Here is a 19227-nt window from a genome sequence, read left to right as displayed (position 1 = left end):
TTCTTGCCTGCTCCCACTGCGATAGACCCGACGTGCCCGCCAGACCCGCAATGCCTTCCTCCTTGCCCCGCCGACACGGGTACCTGCATGTACCGACCGGCACCCTCAGGAATGTCCTGCGTAACCACCTCGTTCTTCCGCTGCTGGCCACCAGTCTGGCGAGCGCGATCCTGATCGGCGCCCGCGGCGATTTTTTACTTGCGGACCTGCTGTACGCGGCCCAAGGCCACACGTGGGCCCTTCGCGAGAGTTGGATCACCACAACGGTGGTGCACGAGGCCGGTAAGACCGTCTCCGCCGCCGCGTGGCTGGGCGTCTTGCTCGCATGGCTGTGGAGTCTTTTCGACAAGAGGCTGACCCGTTGGCGTCGCCCGCTGGGATATCTGGCGTGGGCAACGCTTGCAGGAGCGGTCACCGTATCGCTGCTCAAGGCAGGTAGCGGGATGGATTGTCCGTGGGACCTGCAGCGCTACGGTGGCTTGCAGCCGTTCGTCGGCTTGTTTGATGCGCGGCCGCCGAGCATGGGTCGTGCGGCGTGCTTTCCGGCCGGCCACGCAAGCGCCGGTTACGCGTGGGTGACGCTCTACTTCTTCTTTTGCGCCGTGCGACCGCGCTGGCGGTGGGCGGGACTTGCGGTTGCGCTGGGGGTGGGCGCGTTGTTCGGGATCAGCCAGCAGTTGCGCGGAGCCCACTTCCTGTCCCACGACCTGTGGACCTTGATCATCTGTTGGCTGGTGGCACTGGGCGGATCGACGTGGCTCCTTCGCCCGAACGGGAAGGGGGCGTCGGGATGAGCGCCGTCGTCCAAACCAGCGACGCGCGTCGTCGCGTATCGGTGTGGCGCCCCTCGGTTAGTCAGGAGGGCATGGCCCTGGCAGCGAGTATTTTCTTTTCCGTCGCCTGCAACGCCGCGTTCTGGCGTGCCTACGCCGGGACCGGTGCGCTGGACAGCGCAAGCGGCTGGGTGACCGCCGCGTCGCTGGCAACGGCGATGACCGGTCTGCACTTCCTGCTCCTGTGCGTGGTCATGAACCGCTGGACCGCCAAGCCGGTGCTGTCGGTGCTGCTGGTGGTCACCGCGGTGGCCGGCTATTACTCCCACCATTACGGCGTCTATCTGGATCCGGACATGATCCGCAACGTCCTGCATACCGACAGCCGCGAGGCCCGCGAATTGTTGACGCCCGGGCTGGCGCTGCCCGTGCTGGCCGCACTCATCCCCGTGGCGATGGTCTGGTGGACGCGGATTCCTGTGCAAGCGCCCGCGCCCGCGCTGTTGCGGCGTGTGGTCCTCATGGTGGCCGTCGCGGCCGTGACCACCGGCGCACTATTGGTGTCGTTCCAGGATATCTCGGCGCTCATGCGCAACCGGACTGAGTTGCGCCACCTGATCGCCCCGGGCAACTACCTCGTCTCCCTGATACGGGTTGCGACGGAGGATCCCGCGGCGGCCGTCCGCGCACGCCAACCGGTCGGCAGCGACGCCTTCGTTGTGGGACGCAGCGACGGCAAACCGCGGGTGCTGGTGATCGTCGTGGGCGAAACCGTGCGGGCACAGAACTGGGGCCTCAACGGCTACGCGCGCCAGACCACGCCCGAGCTGGCCAATCTGGATGTCCTCAACTTCACCGACGTGAGCGCGTGCGGTTCGAGCACCGATGTCTCCCTGCCGTGCATGTTCTCCGCGCAGGGGCGACGTGGCTACGACAAGCGGGCGATCAGGGAGTCGGAGTCGCTGCTCAACGTGCTCGACCACGCGGGCATCGCGACCCTGTGGCGCGACAACCAGGGCGGCTGCAAGGGCGTATGCGCCGGCTTGCCGTTTGAATCGCTCGTGGACGCCCGGGTTGCGGAGCTGTGCAACACGGAGCGCTGCCTGGACGAGGTTCTGTTGCATGACCTGCGGGCGAAGATCGACGCCCAGGATCGCGATCAGGTGATCGTGCTGCACCAGCTGGGCAATCACGGGCCGAGCTATTACCAGCGCTACCCGGATCAGTTCCGCCGGTTCGTCCCGGTGTGTGAATCGGCGGACCTGGGCAAGTGCCGCCAGGCGGAGATCGTCAACGCCTACGACAACGCGATCCTCTATACCGACCATTTCCTCGCCCGTTTGATCGAAACCCTGGGCGCGGACGACACCCGTGACAGTGCGGTGATCTATGTCTCCGACCACGGCGAATCGCTGGGCGAGGGCAATCTCTATCTGCACGGGATGCCCTACACGATCGCGCCGGCCACCCAGCTGAAGGTGCCCATGGTGATGTGGCTGTCACCAGCGCTGGCGGCGGACCGGCATATCGACATCGGCTGCATGCGCCAGCGCCTCGACGCACCTGCCACGCACGACAATCTTTTCAGTTCGGTGCTGGGGCTGATGCAGGTGGACACGACCGTCTACGACCCGAGCCAGGACCTGTTCGTACCGTGCATGGGTCGCGGGCACGGGTGATCGGGCGCTCCCCTCGCCATTCGCCTGCCGTCACGTTCGGGTTGGCAAAATCGACGGGTCGACTTACCGGAGCAGCGGCATGGCCACACCCGTCTCAGACGCATTCGTTTTCTTCGGCGCCACGGGGGACCTGGCGTACAAGAAGATCTTCCCTGCGCTGCAGGCGATGATCCGCAGCGGCGAGCTGGAGATGCCCCTGATCGGTGTCTCGCGTGGCGGCTGGTCGCTGGAGCGCCTGCGTCAGCGGGCGCGCGCCAGCCTTGAAGCCAATGGCGGCGTGGACGAGGACGCCTTTGCCCGCCTGTGCGAACAACTGCGTTACATCGACGGCGATTACAGCGACCCCGAGACATTCCGCGGTCTGAAACAGGCGCTGGGTTCGGCCTCGCGACCAATCCACTACCTGGCCATCCCTCCCAGCATGTTCGGCACGGTGGTGCAGGGCCTGGCCGCTTCGGGGTGCAACGCCAATGCTCGGGTGATTGTCGAGAAGCCGTTCGGGCGGGATTTGGCCTCGGCGCGGGAGCTCAACCGGGAACTGCACGCGGTGTTTCCCGAATCCTCGATCTTCCGCATCGACCACTACCTGGGCAAGGAGGCCGTGCGCAACCTGCTGTATTTCCGTTTTGCCAATACCTTCCTGGAGCCGGTCTGGAACCGCACCTATGTGGACAGTGTGCAGATCACGATGGCCGAGGACTTTGGCGTGCAGGGGCGTGGCGCGTTCTACGAGGAGGTCGGCACGATCCGCGACGTGGTCCAGAACCACCTGCTCCAGGTCATGTCCCTGCTGGCCATGGATGCCCCGGCGGGCCGCGATCCTGAGTCGCTGCGCGCCGAGAAGCTGCGCCTGTTCCGCGCCACCAGGTCGCTGCGCCCGCAGGACGTCGTGCGCGGGCAGTTCCGCGGCTATCGCGACGAGGCCGGGGTTGCCGCGGACTCGCAGGTTGAGACCTTCGTCGCGCTGCGCCTGTACATCGACACCTGGCGCTGGGCGGGAGTGCCGTTCTACATCCGCGCCGGCAAGAAGCTGCCCATCACCAGCACCCAGGTGATGGTCGACCTGAAGCCGCCGCCGCTGGAAATTTTCGACGGGATCTCACTGGCCGATACCAACTATTTCCGCTTCCGGCTGAGCCCCGAAGTGGTGATCTCCACCGGCGCACGGGTCAAGAAGGCCGGCGAGGGCATGGAAGGGCGCCCGGTCGAGCTGGTCGCGCGCAGTTCCCGCGACCTTGGAAAATCACCCTACGAGCAGCTGCTTGGCGACGCGATCGAAGGCGACACCAGCCTGTTTACCCGCGACGATTCGGTGGAGGAAGCCTGGCGCATCGTCGAGCCGGTGCTGCCCGATTCGCATGGCAATCACAACACGCCGCTCACCATCTACGAACCCGGAAGCTGGGGTCCGGAATCGGCCAGCGAGCTTGTCACCGACGGTCGCCACTGGCAGGACCCGCAGCCCGAGCAGAGCCACCCCTGCTAACCGGGCGCCGGCCCGGTTGCGCCGCGCCGACCACGCAATGGCATTGCTCCTTCGTACGCCCGGGGCACTACCATGTTGGTTGTTGCTGCATACCGGAGGACGCATGAAAACCACCCGAAAGCTCCACGACATGGGCCAGAGCCTGTGGCTGGACAACATTTCCCGAACCATCCTGGATGACGGCACCCTGGCGCGGTATATCGCCGATTTCTCCGTGACCGGGCTGACGTCCAACCCGAGCATCTTCAACGAGGCCGTTGGCGGCAGCGACGCCTACGACGAAGGGATGCGCACGAAGGCGGGCGAGGGCAAGTCCGGCGAAGCGCTGTTCATGGAGCTTGCGCTGGAGGACCTGCGCCGGGCGGCGGACCTGTTCAGGCCGGTCCACGACGCGACCGACGGCGTGGATGGCTGGGTATCGATGGAAGTCTCCCCGCTGCTGGCTGCCGATACCGCCGGCAGCATTGCCGCCGCCCAGGCAATCCACGAGCAGGGCGATCGTCCCAATCTCTTCGTCAAGATCCCGGGGACGCCTGAAGGGGTGCCGGCGATCGAGGAGTCGATCTTCGCCGGCGTGCCGGTCAACGTGACGCTGCTGTTCTCGACGGCGCAATACCTGGCCGTGGCCGAGGCGTACATGCGCGGGCTGGAGCGACGGCTGGAAGCCGGGCTGGATGCCCGAGTGGCCTCGGTGGCGTCGCTGTTCGTCAGCCGTTGGGACCGTGCGGTTGCCGACAAGGTGCCCGAGGAGATGCACAACATGCTGGGCATCGCGGTCGCCCGGCAGACCTACAAGGCCTACCGCGAACTGCTTGAGTCGCCGCGTTGGCAGAAACTCGCGTCGCGCGGCGCGCAGCCGCAGCGGATGTTGTGGGCGAGTACCGGCACCAAGGATCCCAAGGCGCCGGACACGCTGTACATCGAAGCACTCGCCGCGCCGGACACCATCAACACCGTTCCGGAGAAGACCCTGCACGCGTTTGCCGACCACGGCCAGCTGTCGGGCGCCATGGCGCTGGACGGCGGCGATTCGGAGGCGGTGCTGCAGCGGTTCTCCGCGGCTGGCGTGAATATTCCCGCGCTGGCGGACCGCTTGCAGGTGGAGGGCGCCGAGGCCTTCGTGAAGTCATGGAAGGAGTTGCTGCACACCATCGAATCGCATAGCCGCGCGCTTGCGGGAGAGGAAAGCGTCTGATGAAGGAGGGGTCGCTCACCGGAAAACCGCAATGGAAGGCGCTGGAGGAGCACCTGGCGTGGATGGCGCCGCGCCATCTGCGTGAACTGTTTGCCGACGATCCGGAGCGGGGCGCGCGCATGGCGGCGCAGGGAGCCGGGCTGTACCTCGATTACTCGAAGAACCGGGTCAATGGGGAAACCCTTGACCTCCTGTTCGCCCTGGCGCGTGCCCGCGGCCTCGAGGAGCGTCGCGAGGCGATGTTCGCCGGCGCCCGCATCAATGTCACCGAAGACCGTCCGGCGTTGCACGTCGCCCTGCGCATGCCCGCTGGCAGCAAGCTCGTGGTGGACGGCGAGGACGTGGTGGCCGATGTACACGCCGTGCTGGACCGGATGGCGGCGTTCTGCAATCGCGTGCGCAGCGGCCAATGGACGGGCCACACCGGCAAGCCGATCCGCAACATCATCAACATCGGCATCGGCGGCTCGGATCTGGGGCCGGTCATGGCCTACGAGGCGCTGCGTTTCTACAGCCAGCGCGAGCTCGCGTTCCATTTCGTGTCCAACGTGGACGGCACGGATTTCACCGAGGCCACCCGCGGTCTGGATCCGGCCGAGACCTTGTTCATCGTCTGCTCCAAGACGTTCACCACGCTGGAGACGCTGACCAACGCGCATGCCGCCCGAGCCTGGTGCATGCAGTCCCTGGGCGATGAGGCGGCGGTCGCGAAGCACTTCGTCGCGGTATCCACCAACGCCGAAGGGGTGGAGGCGTTCGGCATCGACACCGCCAACATGTTCGGGTTCTGGGACTGGGTGGGCGGACGCTATTCGATGGATTCCGCGATCGGCCTGTCGACGATGCTGGCCATCGGCCCGGAGCGCTTCCACGAGATGCTGGCGGGCTTCCACGCCATGGACGAGCATTTCCGGAGCGCCCCGATGGAGCGCAACCTGCCGGTGCTGATGGGCCTGCTGGGGATCTGGAACAACAATTTCCTCGGCGCCAATACGGTCGCGGTGCTGCCTTATTCGCAGTACCTGAGCCGGTTTCCCGCCTACCTGCAGCAGCTCACCATGGAGAGCAACGGCAAGCACGTGACCGCCGATGGCAGCCGGGTCGACTACCAGACCGCGCCGGTTTACTGGGGCGAGCCGGGCACCAACGGGCAGCACTCGTTCTATCAGCTGATCCATCAGGGCACGCGTCTGGTGCCGTGCGACTTCATCGGCTTCTGCCATCCGCTGAACCCGCTGCCGCTGCAAGCTGAGGCCGGTGCGGATACGGTTGCCGGCGACCAGCACGATCTCCTGATCGCGAACCTGCTGGCCCAGGGCGAGTCGCTGGCATTCGGCAAGACGCCCGCCCAGGTCGAGGCGGAGGGCACCGCCGAAGCGCTGCAACCGCACCGCGTGTTTGACGGCAACCGTCCCAGCAACACCATTCTTGCCGACCGGCTGACCCCGCACGCGCTGGGCAGCCTGGTGGCGCTCTACGAGCACAGCGTGTTCGTGCAGGGAGCCCTGTGGAACATCGATTCCTTCGACCAGTGGGGTGTCGAGCTCGGTAAACAGCTGGCGACGCCTCTTGCGGAGGAGCTCAAGGCCACGGACGCGCCCGCGCTGACCCACGACAGCTCGACCAATACCCTGATCCAGCGCTACCGCGCAGCGCGGGGACGAAGCTGATGGGCACGCGGATCGACAAACGCGCCGGGTCGCCCGCCGAAGCCCGGGACCTCATCGACGTAGGCCATCTGGTCAACGCCTACTTCCAGACCCGCCCGGACGCGTCGAACCCGGCCGAGCGGGTGTCGTTCGGGACCTCCGGCCATCGCGGCTCCTCGCTGGAAGGCAGTTTCAACGAGGACCACATCCTCGCCGTTACCCAGGCCATCTGTGCGTACCGGGAGGGGCAGGGCATCGACGGCCCGATCTTCATCGGCGCCGACACGCACGCGCTCTCCGCGCCGGCGCTGGAGACCGCGCTGGAGGTGCTGGCCGCCAACGGCGTCGAGGTGCGCGTCTCCGCGGGCGGGGAGCCGGTGCCGACGCCGGCGATTTCCCACGCGATCCTCGTCCACAACGCGAACCGCGAGCGCGGTCGTGCCGACGGCATCGTGATCACGCCGTCGCACAATCCGCCGGCGGACGGTGGCTTCAAGTACAACCCGCCCGACGGCGGCCCCGCCGATACGGACGTCACCGGCTGGATCCAGAAGCATGCCAACGCGAGCCTCGCCAACGGCCTGGCCGACGTGCGGCGCTGGACCGGCGGGCGCGCCCGCGCCGCGGACACCACGCGCGAGCACGACTTCCTGTCGGCCTATGTCGCCGATCTGGGCAATGTGATCGACTTTGACCTGATCCGCAGCGCGGACCTGCGGCTGGGCGTGGACCCGCTGGGCGGCGCTGGCGTCCACTACTGGGCCCGCATCGCCGAGCACTACCGGATCGCGCTGGACGTGGTCAGCGAGCAGGTGGATCCGCAGTTCGGCTTCATGAGCCTGGACTGGGACGGGCGCATCCGCATGGATCCGTCATCGCCGTACGCGATGAGCCGGCTGATCGGCATGAAGGCCCGCTACGACGTGGCGTTCGCCTGCGATACCGACCACGACCGCCACGGCATCGTGACCGCCAGCGCCGGGCTGATGCCATCCAATCACTACCTCTGCGTCGCCATCGACTACCTGTTCCGCAACAGGCCGCAGTGGGGCGCGCATGCCGGCATCGGCAAGACGGTGGTCAGCAGCGCCATGATCGACCGCATTGCCGCCGGGCTGGGCCGGCAGCTGTACGAGGTGCCCGTGGGGTTCAAGTGGTTCGTCGACGGGCTGTTTTCCGGCGCGCTCGGATTCGGCGGCGAGGAAAGCGCCGGGGCCTCCTTCCTGCGGCGCGACGGTTCTGTCTGGACGACCGACAAGGACGGCATCGCCCCGGCGCTGCTGGCCGCGGAAATCACCGCCCTGAGCGGCGATGATCCGGGCGTGGTCTACCGCCAGCTGTGCGAGCGCTATGGCGAGCCGTTCACCGATCGGGTGGAAGCGCCGGCGACCAAGGCCCAAAAGCGCGCGCTCGCTGCGCTGACCCCCGACGCCATCAGCGGCACCGAGCTTGCCGGCGAGCCGATCCGGCGCGTGCTGGACAAGGCGCCGGGCAACGGTGCGCCCATTGGTGGCATCAAGGTGGTCTCTGACAGTGGCTGGTTTGCCGCCCGCCCGTCCGGGACGGAGGACATCTACAAGATCTACGCCGAGAGTTTTCGCGACGCCGACCATCTGAAGCAATTGCTCAAGGATGCACAGCAAACCGTTGACGCCGCACTGGAGGAAGCATCCACCCAGGAGTGAGGTAACAGCATGTCCGCGCGAATCGACCAGCTCTGTATCGACACCCTTCGTTTCCTGTCCGTGGACATGGTGCAAAAGGCCGACAGCGGACACCCCGGTCTTCCGCTCGACGCCGCGCCGATGGCCTACGTGCTGTGGTCGCGCTGGCTGAAGGTCAATCCGCGCAACCCCGACTGGGCCGACCGCGACCGGTTCGTCCTCTCCGCCGGGCACGGTTCGGCCTTGCTCTACAGCCTGCTGTACCTGAGCGGCTTCGACCTCTCGGTGGAGGACATCAAGCAGTTCCGCCAATGGGGCAGCCGGGCGCCGGGCCATCCCGAGCGCGGGCACACGCCTGGCGTCGAGCTCACCACCGGACCGCTTGGGCAGGGCTTCGCCAACGCGGTCGGCATGGCGATGGCCGAGGCGCAGCTCGCGGCCCGCTACAACCGGCCCGGGCACAAGCTCGTCGACCATCGAACCTGGGTGCTGGCCAGTGATGGCGACCTGATGGAAGGCGTCGCCTCCGAGGCCGCCTCGCTCGCCGGCCACCTGCAGCTGGGCAAGCTGACCTGCCTGTACGACGCCAACTTCGTGACCCTGTCGGCGGCCACGGACATCGCCTTCACCGAGGATTGCGAAGCGCGCTTCCGCGCGTACGGCTGGCATACGCAATGGGTGGAGGATGGCAATGACCTGTCGGCCATTGACGCGGCAATCCGCGCGGCCGCCGATGAATCCGCGCGGCCGTCACTGATCCTGGTCCGCACCCACATCGGTTACGGCTCGCCCAAGCAGGACAGCTTCGAGGCCCACGGCTCGCCGCTCGGCGAGGAGGAGGTGCGCCTGACCAAGCAGAACCTGGGCTGGCCGGTGGAGCCGGCGTTCCGTGTTCCCGACGAGGCGCTCTCCACCATGCAGACCGCAGTGGGGAAGGGCGCCGACCAGGAAGAGGCCTGGAACCATCGGATGCAGGCCTACGCCGACGCCCATCCCGAACTGGCGTCGGAACTCCGCCGGCGCCTGGAGGGCGTGCTCCCGATCGGCTGGGATGCCGACATCCCGGTTTTTCCGGCCAATGCAAAGGGGATGGCGACCCGCGTTGCCAGCGGCAAGGTAATGAACGCGCTCGCGCCCAAGTTGCCGGAACTGTCGGGCGGTTCCGCCGACCTGGACCCCTCCACCAAGACCGCCCTGAAGGGAATGGGCGACTTCAATCCGCCGCTGGAAGCGGGCGAAGACCCGCAGGGCTCCGACGGAGGTGGCTGGAGCCTGGCCGGCCGCAACCTGCATTTCGGCGTGCGTGAGCACGCGATGGGCGCGATCGTCAACGGCATGGCGGTCCACGGCGGCTTCATCCCGTATGGGGCGACCTTTCTCGTCTTCTCCGACTACATGCGCCCGCCGATACGCCTCGCCGCACTGATGGGCCTGCATCTGATCCACGTGTTCACCCACGACAGCATCATGCTCGGCGAGGACGGCCCGACCCACCAGCCCGTCGAGCAGCTCGCCAGCCTGCGGGCAATCCCGCGGCTCAGCGTGATTCGGCCCGCTGATGCGAACGAGACCGCCGTGGCCTGGCGCGTTGCGGTGGAGACGCGCGACCGGCCGGTGATGCTCATCCTGACCCGGCAGGATCTGCCCACGCTGGACCGGGAGGTCTACGCCGCCGCCGAGGGCCTGAGGCAGGGCGCCTACGTGCTCGATGCCGACGCCGACGACTCGCCGCAGATCATCCTGATCGCCAGCGGATCGGAGGTCAGCCTGATCGTGGAGGCCGCGGGACGGCTTCGGCGCGACGGCGTCAGCGTCCGGTGCGTGTCGATGCCGAGCTGGGACCTGTTTGAGGCGAAGCCGCGCGACTACCGCGACTCGGTGCTGCCGCCTGCGGCCACTGCGCGGCTGGCGGTCGAGGCCGGAAGCGCGCAGGGCTGGCATCGCTGGGTCGGCGACGGCGGCGACGTGCTGTCGGTCGACCGCTTTGGCGCGTCCGCGCCGATGCAGGCACTGGCTGACGCCTACGAATTTACGGTCGACAACGTGGTCAAGCGGGCGAGGGCGCTGCTGGGCTGAGCGGCGCCGGAGTGATTACCAGACCAGGTCGTCGGGCACCTTGAACTGGCTGTAGAAATCATCGTCCTCGCCGGAATCGCCGGAATCGCCGGAGGCATCATCGCTGCGGCCGTGGTCAAGCACGATTGCCTCCGGATCACGCTCGCGGATCTTTTCCGCGGCGGCACGGGGCACCAGTTCATGGCTGTCGCCGTGGCGCACGATCACCAGTGCGCCCTTGGCGAGCTGGGCGCGCAAGGCCTCGTTGACCAGCACGCTGCGGATGGCCTTGCCGTCGTTGAAGCGGTAGTCGATCTCGCCCTCGCGCTTGACCCGGTGCATCTCCACGATCTGGCGCACCTGCGCCTTCAGCTCGTTGGCCCGCGCCTGCGCATTGCGTTCGGCCGACAGCGCGCGGTCGCGCTCGGCGCGCTCGGCGCGCAGTTGCTGGGCATCGACCGCGTCGGGCTCGGGCGATGCGTTGGGCGAGCCCTTGCCGTGCCGCTTCCTGTTCTGCTCGCGGACGACCTGGGTGACCTTGTTTTTCTTGACCAGGCCGGCTTTCAGCAACTGGTCCTGCAGGGGATTACGCATGGCTCTTCGGGCGCATCGAGCGACGGCGGTGTGGGGTGTCAGTGTAACGCCGGCGTCACTCCTTCTTGATCGCGTGCCCGCCGAACTGATTGCGCATCGCCGCCAGCAGCTTGTCGGAGTAGGAATCCTTGTCACGCGAGCGCAGCCGCTCCAGCAAGGCGAGGGTGATCACCGGGGCCGAGACGTCCAGATCGATCGCCTCCGCCACGGTCCAGCGGCCTTCGCCCGAGTCGTCCACCCACGGGGCGATCCCGTCCATCGCCGGGTTTTCGTCGAGGGCGCGGGCGGTAAGGTCCAGCAGCCACGAGCGCACCACGCTGCCGTTGCGCCAGATCTCGGCCACCTGATGCAGGTCCAGGGAGAATTCCTGCTTGTGCTGCAGGATCGCGAAGCCTTCCGCGTAGGCCTGCATCATTCCGTATTCGATCCCGTTGTGGACCATCTTGGTGAAGTGGCCGGCGCCGGGCGGGCCGACGTGGCCCCAGCCCTGGTCCGTCGCCGGAGCGAGGGTCTCGAACACCGGGCGCAGCGCCTTCACCGGGGCCGGTTCCCCGCCGATCATCAGGCTGTAGCCTTCCGCCAGGCCCCAGACACCGCCGCTGGTGCCGCAGTCCACGTAATGCATGTCGTGTTCGGCCAGCGATTTCGCCCGCCGCACGGTGTCCTTGTAGTTGGAGTTGCCACCATCGATCAGGGTGTCGCCGGCATCCAGCAGCGCCAGCAGGTCGCCTACCGTGCTTTCGGTGATGTCGCCGGCGGGGACCATCATCCAGACGTTGCGCGGGCCGGGCAGGGACTCGACCAGCGCCTTGAGGCTGTCGGCGGTCTGCGCGCCGTCGCTTTCCAGCGCCTTGCGGGCATCCGGGTCCGGATCGAATCCAACGATCGAGTGGCCGCCCTGGATCAGGCGGCGGGCCATGTTGGCGCCCATGCGTCCCAGGCCGATCATGCCGAGTTTCATCTCGCGCCTCCTTCTTCAAATAATGGGTCTTCGATCAGTGCGTGACTCCGTAGTCACCTCAGTCTCGCAATTTCCCCGTGACGGCATGGCCACGCTGGCTGTGCACAAACGCATCAGCCGCCATGCGGATGGCTTCAGACTGGGTGGGGTAGGGGTGGATCACCCGTGACAGCGTGTCCAGGCCCAGCTTGGCGACCATCGCCAGGGTGATCTCGTTGATCATTTCGCCGGCGTGGCGGGCGACGATCGTGGCCCCGAGGATCTCGGCGGTGCCATCGCGCACGTGGATCTTGACGAAGCCGCGGTCCTCGCCGTCGATGATCGCCCGGTCGACAGTGTGCATCGGGACGGTGAACGTGCGGACACCGATCTCGCGGGCCCTGGCCTGGCGCACGTACATGCCGACGTGGGCGATTTCCGGATCGGTGTAGGTGCACCAGGGAATCACCAGCTCGCTGAGACGTTGTGCAGCGCCGTCCAGGGCGTTGCAGACCGCCAGCCGGGCCGATGCGCGCGCAGCGTCGTTGAAGCGGTGCTCCAGACACACGTCGCCGGCGGCGAAAACGTTCGGGTTGGTGGTGCGCAGGAAGTCATCGACGTGGATGCCCCGGCTGCCGTCGTAGTGGATCCCCGCAAGCTCCAGATCCATGCCCTCCACGCGGGGAGAACGGCCCGTGCCGGTGAGGATGGCATCGAACTCGAGGGTGCTGCGGTCGTCGTCGCTCAGCAGCTCGGCGATCCGGTGCTCGCCGTCCATGCGGATATCCACCACGCGGGTGTTGAGGCGCACTTCCAGGCCGTCGCTCGCGAAGGCGCCCGACAGGATCTGCGCGGCGTCGCGCTCTTCGCGCGGCAGGAACAGCGGCCAGTCCTGCACGATGGTGGTGCGGGCGCCGAAGCGGCACAGCGCCTGGGCCATCTCGCAGCCCAGCGGCCCGCCGCCGATGACCAGGACGCGCGGCGGCAGGGCGGTCAGCTCGAACACGGTGTCACTGGTCAGGAACCCGCACTCGGCCAGCCCCGGAATCGCCGGAATCAGCGGCTGCGCGCCGGTCGCCACCAGTGCCTTGGAAAACTGCAATGGGATTCCCTCCACCTCGAGCGTGTCGTTGGCCGTAAACCGGGCCTGCCCGAAGAAGACATCCGTGCCCTGGGCCGACAGACGCGCCGCCGCGTCGCCGCGGCTGATCCGCGCTCGGGTGGCGCGCATGCGCTCCATCACGCTGGCAAAATCCACGCGCTCGGTCGCTGCAGGACCGTTGCCGTGTATGGCGGCGTCGCGCCACGCATGCACGGTCCTGGCGCTGTGGACCAGGGACTTGGACGGGACGCAGCCCGTGTTGAGGCAGGTGCCGCCGAGCAGCCCGGATTCGATCAGCGCGACCCGCGCCCCGCGCGAGCGTGCCTCGGCCGCAGCAGTCAGCCCGGCGGTCCCGCCTCCCAGGATCGCCAGGTCGTAACGCCCGGTCGGTCGCGGATTGCACCAGCCCGGCGGCCGCACGTTGCCCAGACGTTCTTCCTCATGCCGATCCAGCTCTGCAGGGATCAGCGCGTCGCCATGGTCGGGATCGTTCATTGCAGCCAACCTTCGCCGAAACCGGCGTTCTTCAATCCGCTGCCCAGATAGGGGCATCCGCGCATCAGTTCCCAGATCAGGCCGGTGCGGTGGTTCTCCACCATCATCACCACCAGGCCCTGGTCCAGCCCGAAGGTACCCGCCGACACCCAGGGCTCACCGTCGCTCCCCGCCAGCGACGGGTTGAAGGCACTGGCGAAACGGCCGTCGTGCAGGGTTTGCGGGTAGCGTTGCAGCACGGCGTGGGTGGCAGCGAGTCCCGCTTCCGGATCAAACGGCAGGCAGGACAGACCGAGCCAGGCACTCAAGGTGCCGTCATCGGGGCCATAGGGAACTCCGCGGGCCGCGTAGCCGTACAACCGCCCCAGGTGGCTCGCCAGCTCGGGCGTCCCCTCGTCGGGACCGTCGCACGCGGTGAGACCCCAGCAATCGCGGGTGTAGCCGGCAAATCCCCGGGGATTGCGCCATGCATATTCGCGCTGGACGGCGATGGCGCGACGGGTGTTTTCGAAATAGTCGCTGCGCTTGCGGCGCATGAAGGCGTCGCGTATCCCGCGAAAATCGATCCACGCATGCGAGAACAGGTGCACGAACAGCGGGCCGGCGTAGAGGAACTCCTCGCCGTACAGGTTTTCCCACTGGTAGGTGGCCGTCCAGGCCGTGTACTTCGCGGTCTCGATGGGGTGGGTCGGCGAGCCGGCAGCCAGCACATACAGCAGGATGCCTTCGTCGTAGCCGTCCCATCCGTAATGCAGGAATCCGCACTCCGGTTTCCAGCCCTGGCGGATGGTCGCGCGCCCCGCGCACGCCCAGTCCCAGTCCACCCGCAGGTACAGGGCCTCGGCCAGAAAGCGCAGTTCGCGCTCATCGCGGTGGGCGCGGTTGAAATACTGCGCTGCGAGCAGGACGCCGGCGATGAGCAGGGCCGTGTCGATCGTCGACAGCTCGCAGCGCCACGTCCGCCTGCCCGCTTCCATGTCCAGGAAGTGGTAATAGAAGCCCTTGTGGCCGGTGGCGTCGGCCGCGCCACTTTGGTCGCTGCCGTGAAAGAAGCGAAGCGTGGCCAGCGCACGCTGCAGCGCTTCGGTCCGGCCGATCCAGCCGCGTTCCACGGCGACGGGGTAGGTGGAGAGGGCGAAGCCGACCACCGCGATGCTGCAGGGCGCGCCCGGGCGGGTGGTGTCGGCGACCAGTCCGTTCGCTGGATTGAACGCACCGGGAAAGTAGTCGAATGCGGCGTGCTGCAGCCGGTCGATCAATTGCTCGTCGGTCACGGTGGCACCCGTCCGCCTCGGTAAGCGCAAGGTATCGAAAAGGCCTTCAAGGCGGCGTAACGGGCCGGGAGTAGGATCAGGTTTCCATGCTGTCTGATGGAACGGGCATGTCCGTGTCGAACGTCGCGACGATTGCCGTGCAGCGCGCGCACCTGCTGTCGAACGGCCGCTACACCACCCTGCTGACCGATGCCGGCTCGGGGTGGAGTCGTTGGTGCGGCCGGGCCTTGACCCGTTGGCGCGAGGACCCGACCCGCGACGTCTGGGGCAGTTACCTGTTGCTGCGCGACGTGGACGGTGGAGCGCTCTGGTCACCCACCAGGCAGCCGATGCCCCATGTTCCGGGCGACATCGATATCGACGCCGGCTGTGGGGTGTTCTCCAGCAGGCGGATTGCGCAGTTGCTGGAAACCCACCTGATTGTCGTCGTCGCTGCCGATCGCGATGCCGAGCTGCGCCACCTCACCATCACCAACCGGGACCTGCGTCCGCGCGTGCTCGAGGTGACCTCCTACAGCGAGCCGGTGTTGGGCTCGCTGACTGCCGACGCGGCGCACCCGGCCTTTTCCAAGCTGTTCGTGCGTACCGAATGGGTGGCCGAGGGCGGCGTCCTGCTGGCCACCCGGCGGCGCCAGTCGCCCGAGGAGCATGAAACGTGGGTCGCGCAGGTGGCCCGCGTGGAGGGCCAGCCTTCGGACACCTGCGAATACGAGACCGATCGCCGCCGGTTCCTCGGGCGTGGCCGGCCGCTGCAGGGCGCCTGCCAGTTGCGCAACGGCGAGGTGCTGGGCGAAAACGCCGGTGACGTGCTGGACGCGGTCATCAGCCTGCGTCGTCGCGTCCGCGTGGCGCCCGGCGCCACCGTAAGGATCGCGTTCTGGAATTGCGTGGCCGACTCGCGTGAAAACGTCCTCGCACTGGCGAGGTCGCTGGCGTCCGCGGAGCACTGCGGCGCGGTCATCGAGCAGGCGCGCGCCGCCGCGGCCGCCCGACGGACGCAGTTCGAGCTGGACGAGACGTGCGCGGCTCGTTATTCGCAATTGCTCGCCGCCCTGATGGTTTCCAACCCCGCGTGGCGCGCCTCGCGGGACGCGATCGCCAGCGCCGTCGGCGGCGCGCCGCAGCTCTGGGCCGGTGGGATTTCCGGCGACCGCCCCATCGTGCTGGTGATCGCGGACGAGCACCCGACCGCAACTGCCACGAGTGAACTGCTGCGGGTCCAGCGCTACTGGCAATCGATGGGTCTGGGCGTGGATGTGGTGGTGCTGGGGCACCGGAATGCCGTTGGCGGAGCCGCGCCAGGCCAGTCGCTCGCCCGGCTGGTGGAAGCGCAGAAGCGCGCACTCGGCGCCGATCCGGAAGCGGCGAAGGCGGAGGCGTTCTTTGTCGACGTGGACCAGATCGACCCGGGCCTGCGCGACGGCCTGATCGGCGCGGCGCGCGTGATACTGCCGGCCGGGGAGTGGCCCCCGTCGACCGAGGTGGGCGGCGATTTCCCGGGCAGCACGACAAGGGCAGGGCGGGTCGAGACGGCAGCCCAGGATGCGCCAGCGCGGACCGTGTCTGCTGCCGCCTCGCCACACGCGGGTCCCGGCGACGATCTGGCGCTGCAGTTCGACAATGGATACGGCGGTTTCTCACCCGGCGGTGACGAATATGTCATCCGTACCGATGGCTACCGGTGCACGCCGGCGCCGTGGAGCAACGTCGTTGCCAATCCGGTCGCCGGCTTCATCGCCACCGGCGAGGGCGGCGGGCACACATTCTCCTGCAACAGCCAGCAGAATCCGCTCACCCCGTGGCCCAACGATCCCGTCACCGATGAGCCCTGCGAGGTCGTCTATCTGAGTGACCGCGACAGTGGGGCGCTGTGGAGCGCGACCCCGTTGCCACTGCCCGGGCCCGGTACGAAGCGCATCACTCGCCATGGGCGCGGCTGGTCCAGTTGGTCGCACCAGTGCGACGGGCTGGAAATCGAACTGCTGCAGCTGCTCTCGCCCGACGATGGGGTGAAGGTCTCCCGCCTGCGGATCCGCAACCGCTCCGGTCGAGCCCGCGCCATTGTCGTGACCGCCTACCTGCAATGGGCGCTTGGACGCAACGGCAGTGTTCCCGGTCCGCAGGTGGTCACCTCGCAGGATCCACAGACCTCGGCCGTGTTTGCGGTGAACCGCTGGCGCGCGGACTTCGCCGGGCGGGTGGCCTTTGCCGACATCGGCGAGGGCATGCGGTGTTTCACCTGCGACCGGGGCGAGTTCCTGGGCATGCATGGCTCGCTCGAACGACCGGCCTCGCTGCACGGGGCCCTGCCGCTGTCGAACTGGTGCGGCGCGGGTCGCGATCCCTGCGCCGCTTTGCAATCGCTACTGGAAATCGAGCCGGACGCGACCGGCGAGCTGCGTTTCCTGATCGGCGATGCGGAGTCCACGGATGCGGCCAGCGCGCTGGTGCAGCACGCCCGCGGCCTGGATCTGGACGCTGTCATGGACGCGATCCGCAACCGCTGGGACGATGTCACCGCAACGCTCCAGGTCGACACGCCGGATCCGGCGATGAACCTGCTGCTCAACCAGTGGCTGCTCTACCAGGTCCTCTCGTGCCGGATGTGGGCGCGCACGGCGTACTACCAGGCCAGCGGCGCATACGGGTTCCGCGACCAGTTGCAGGACGTCATGGCGCTTTGCATCGCCTGTCCCGAGGTCGCCCGCGAGCATCTCCTGCGCGCCGCCTCGCGCCAGTTCCTCGAAGGCGACGTGCAGCACTGGTGGTTGCCGCCGAGCGGGAAGGGCATCCGCACCCGGATGAGCGACGACCGGCTTTGGCTGCCGTATTCGGCGCTGCACTATGTGACGGTGACCGGGGATGCACAGCTGCTCGATGCGCACGCCGCCTTCCTTGAGGGCCCTACGCTGGAAGAAGGCCAGACCGACGATTTTTTCACGCCGACCGTTTCGGCCACAACGGCGAGCATCTACGAACATTGCGCCCGCGCCGTCGATGCCTCGCTGGCACTGGGCCCACATCGCCTGCCGTTGATGGGCACCGGCGACTGGAACGACGGAATGAACCGGGTCGGGGCGCAGGGCAGCGGCGAGAGCGTCTGGCTCGGCTGGTTTCTGCTGGACGTCATCGCGCGGCTGGGGCCGATCGCCCGGTCGCGTGGCGATCACCAGCGCGCCGATTGCTGGGATCGAACCGCCGCCACGGTGAAGTCGGCGATGGAAGGAGCCGGTTGGGACGGCGCCTGGTACCGCCGCGGCTATTACGATGACGGCACCCCGCTGGGCAGCGCGCAGCAGCCTGAATGCCGCATCGACAGCATTGCCCAGTCCTGGGCGGTCATGTCGGCGGCCGGAGATCCCGACCGCCGGCGCCAGGCCATGGAGTCCACCGAGCGCGAACTGGTCGATCACCAACACCGCCTGGCGCGGCTGCTGACCCCGCCTTTTGAGAACGGTCCGCACGACCCGGGCTACATCAAGGCGTACCCGCCCGGCGTGCGCGAGAACGGCGGGCAGTACACGCACGGCTGCATCTGGTCGATCTTCGCCTGGGCGGGCCTGGGCGAGGGCGGCAGGGCCTGGGAACTCTTCGACTACTTCAACCCGATCACGCACTCAAATTCGCCACCCGCAGCGGAACACTTCGTCGTGGAGCCCTACGTGTCCTGCGCCGATGTCTATTCGGTGGGCGCGCTGGCGGGGCGGGGTGGCTGGACCTGGTACACCGGCTCGGCCGCCTGGCTCTACCGCGCAGGCGTCGAGGCGCTGCTGGGTTTCCACCTGCGCGGCGACCATCTACTGCTGGACCCCTGCATTCCCGCCAACTGGCCCGGCTTCAGCATCCTCTACCGCCACGGCGCTTCCCGCTACCGCATCCAGGTGGACAACCCCGAGGGAGCGACGCGCGGAATTCGCGACGCCACCTTGGACGGCGCCCCGATCCGCTGGACCGGTCCGGCCGCGCGCATCCCGTTGCGCGACGACGGGCAGGAGCACCGTTTGCACCTGACGATGGGCGTCCATGCCGCGGACGGCTGAGCCTTTCACCGTCATTCCCCGCATCACGTTGCGTATGCGCGGGCCGAACCATCTTTGAAGTCCCGCACCGTGGACAGGACCATGAGCCAGCACAACAGCCGTGACCGCAAAGACCCGCCGCCGCCGGATGAGCCGCCGGCAAGGGACGAGACGCCGGAGGAGCGGCAGCGCCGCAAACAGATCGAGAGCGAGAACCAGGACGAGGCGCTGGAGGAAACCTTCCCCGCCAGCGACCCCGTGTCGCCCTTCGTGCCGGCAAAACGGCCGGAATAGGCCGCCGC

The 19227-nt window shown here is 67.7% G+C and carries 13 protein-coding genes; 9 read left to right on the top strand and 4 right to left on the bottom strand.

Annotated elements, in window-relative coordinates:
- The first annotated feature begins 50 nt into the window (after positions 1 to 50).
- From INQ40_RS06685 to tkt, 7 genes are all read left to right on the top strand, one after another.
- Positions 51 to 794 carry a phosphatase PAP2 family protein gene (locus INQ40_RS06685; protein WP_194339685.1) on the top strand — a complete coding sequence of 248 codons (744 nt, stop codon included), beginning with the start codon at positions 51 to 53 and terminating at the stop codon, positions 792 to 794.
- Positions 791 to 2452 (top strand): phosphoethanolamine--lipid A transferase, encoded by a 1662-nt coding sequence (locus INQ40_RS06680; protein WP_194339684.1) that lies wholly within the window; start codon positions 791 to 793, stop codon positions 2450 to 2452. Before INQ40_RS06685 ends, INQ40_RS06680 begins: the two co-directional genes overlap by 4 nt.
- Before the next feature lie 79 nt (positions 2453 to 2531).
- Positions 2532 to 3938, top strand: coding sequence for a glucose-6-phosphate dehydrogenase (gene zwf / locus INQ40_RS06675; protein WP_194339682.1), 1407 nt, complete (start codon positions 2532 to 2534; stop codon positions 3936 to 3938).
- Positions 3939 to 4041: 103 nt separating this feature from the next.
- Positions 4042 to 5133: a transaldolase gene (gene tal / locus INQ40_RS06670; protein WP_194339680.1), complete on the top strand. Its 1092-nt coding sequence runs from the start codon at positions 4042 to 4044 to the stop codon at positions 5131 to 5133.
- Entirely contained in the window at positions 5133 to 6803 is a 1671-nt protein-coding gene (pgi, locus tag INQ40_RS06665; RefSeq protein ID WP_194339678.1) for a glucose-6-phosphate isomerase, read from the top strand. Before tal ends, pgi begins: the two co-directional genes overlap by 1 nt.
- A complete protein-coding gene (gene pgm / locus INQ40_RS06660) occupies positions 6803 to 8467 on the top strand; it encodes a phosphoglucomutase (alpha-D-glucose-1,6-bisphosphate-dependent) (RefSeq protein ID WP_194339676.1) in 1665 nt (554 codons plus the stop codon). The genes pgi and pgm overlap by 1 nt, the downstream gene beginning before the upstream one ends.
- Positions 8468 to 8476: 9 nt before the next feature.
- Positions 8477 to 10522, top strand: a complete 2046-nt coding sequence (gene tkt, locus INQ40_RS06655; protein ID WP_194339674.1) for a transketolase — start codon at positions 8477 to 8479, stop codon at positions 10520 to 10522.
- A gap of 15 nt (positions 10523 to 10537) precedes the next feature.
- Here the strand turns inward: tkt and INQ40_RS06650 are convergent, their stop codons facing one another.
- From INQ40_RS06650 to INQ40_RS06635, 4 genes are read right to left on the bottom strand one after another with little or no spacing between them, the layout of a single operon-like run.
- On the bottom strand, positions 10538 to 11095 hold the full coding sequence (locus INQ40_RS06650; RefSeq protein ID WP_194339672.1) for a DUF2058 domain-containing protein: 558 nt from the start codon (positions 11093 to 11095) through the stop codon (positions 10538 to 10540).
- A gap of 55 nt (positions 11096 to 11150) precedes the next feature.
- A complete protein-coding gene (gnd, locus tag INQ40_RS06645; protein ID WP_194339670.1) occupies positions 11151 to 12056 on the bottom strand; it encodes a phosphogluconate dehydrogenase (NAD(+)-dependent, decarboxylating) in 906 nt (301 codons plus the stop codon).
- A 58-nt stretch (positions 12057 to 12114) separates the two neighbouring features.
- Positions 12115 to 13632: a mercuric reductase gene (locus INQ40_RS06640; protein WP_194339668.1), complete on the bottom strand. Its 1518-nt coding sequence runs from the start codon at positions 13630 to 13632 to the stop codon at positions 12115 to 12117.
- A complete protein-coding gene (locus INQ40_RS06635) occupies positions 13629 to 14906 on the bottom strand; it encodes a glucoamylase family protein (RefSeq protein WP_228481944.1) in 1278 nt (425 codons plus the stop codon). Before INQ40_RS06635 ends, INQ40_RS06640 begins: the two co-directional genes overlap by 4 nt.
- Positions 14907 to 15013: 107 nt before the next feature.
- On the opposite strand from INQ40_RS06635, the gene INQ40_RS06630 reads away from it, so the two are divergent.
- Together INQ40_RS06630 and INQ40_RS06625 are read left to right on the top strand one after the other, a co-directional pair.
- The gene (locus INQ40_RS06630; RefSeq protein WP_194339664.1) at positions 15014 to 18946 is read left to right on the top strand and encodes a glycosyl transferase family 36; all 3933 of its coding nucleotides are present in this window, start codon (positions 15014 to 15016) and stop codon (positions 18944 to 18946) included.
- 81 nt (positions 18947 to 19027) lie between these two features.
- A complete protein-coding gene (locus INQ40_RS06625) occupies positions 19028 to 19219 on the top strand; it encodes a hypothetical protein (RefSeq protein ID WP_193983127.1) in 192 nt (63 codons plus the stop codon).
- The last annotated feature ends 8 nt before the right edge of the window (positions 19220 to 19227 follow it).

The organism is Lysobacter sp. H21R4 (assembly GCF_015277535.1).
GTDB lineage: Bacteria > Pseudomonadota > Gammaproteobacteria > Xanthomonadales > Xanthomonadaceae > Novilysobacter > Novilysobacter ciconiae.
The sequence above is the reverse complement of the archived record's forward strand: the minus strand, read 5'-3'. Positions and strand labels throughout refer to the sequence as shown.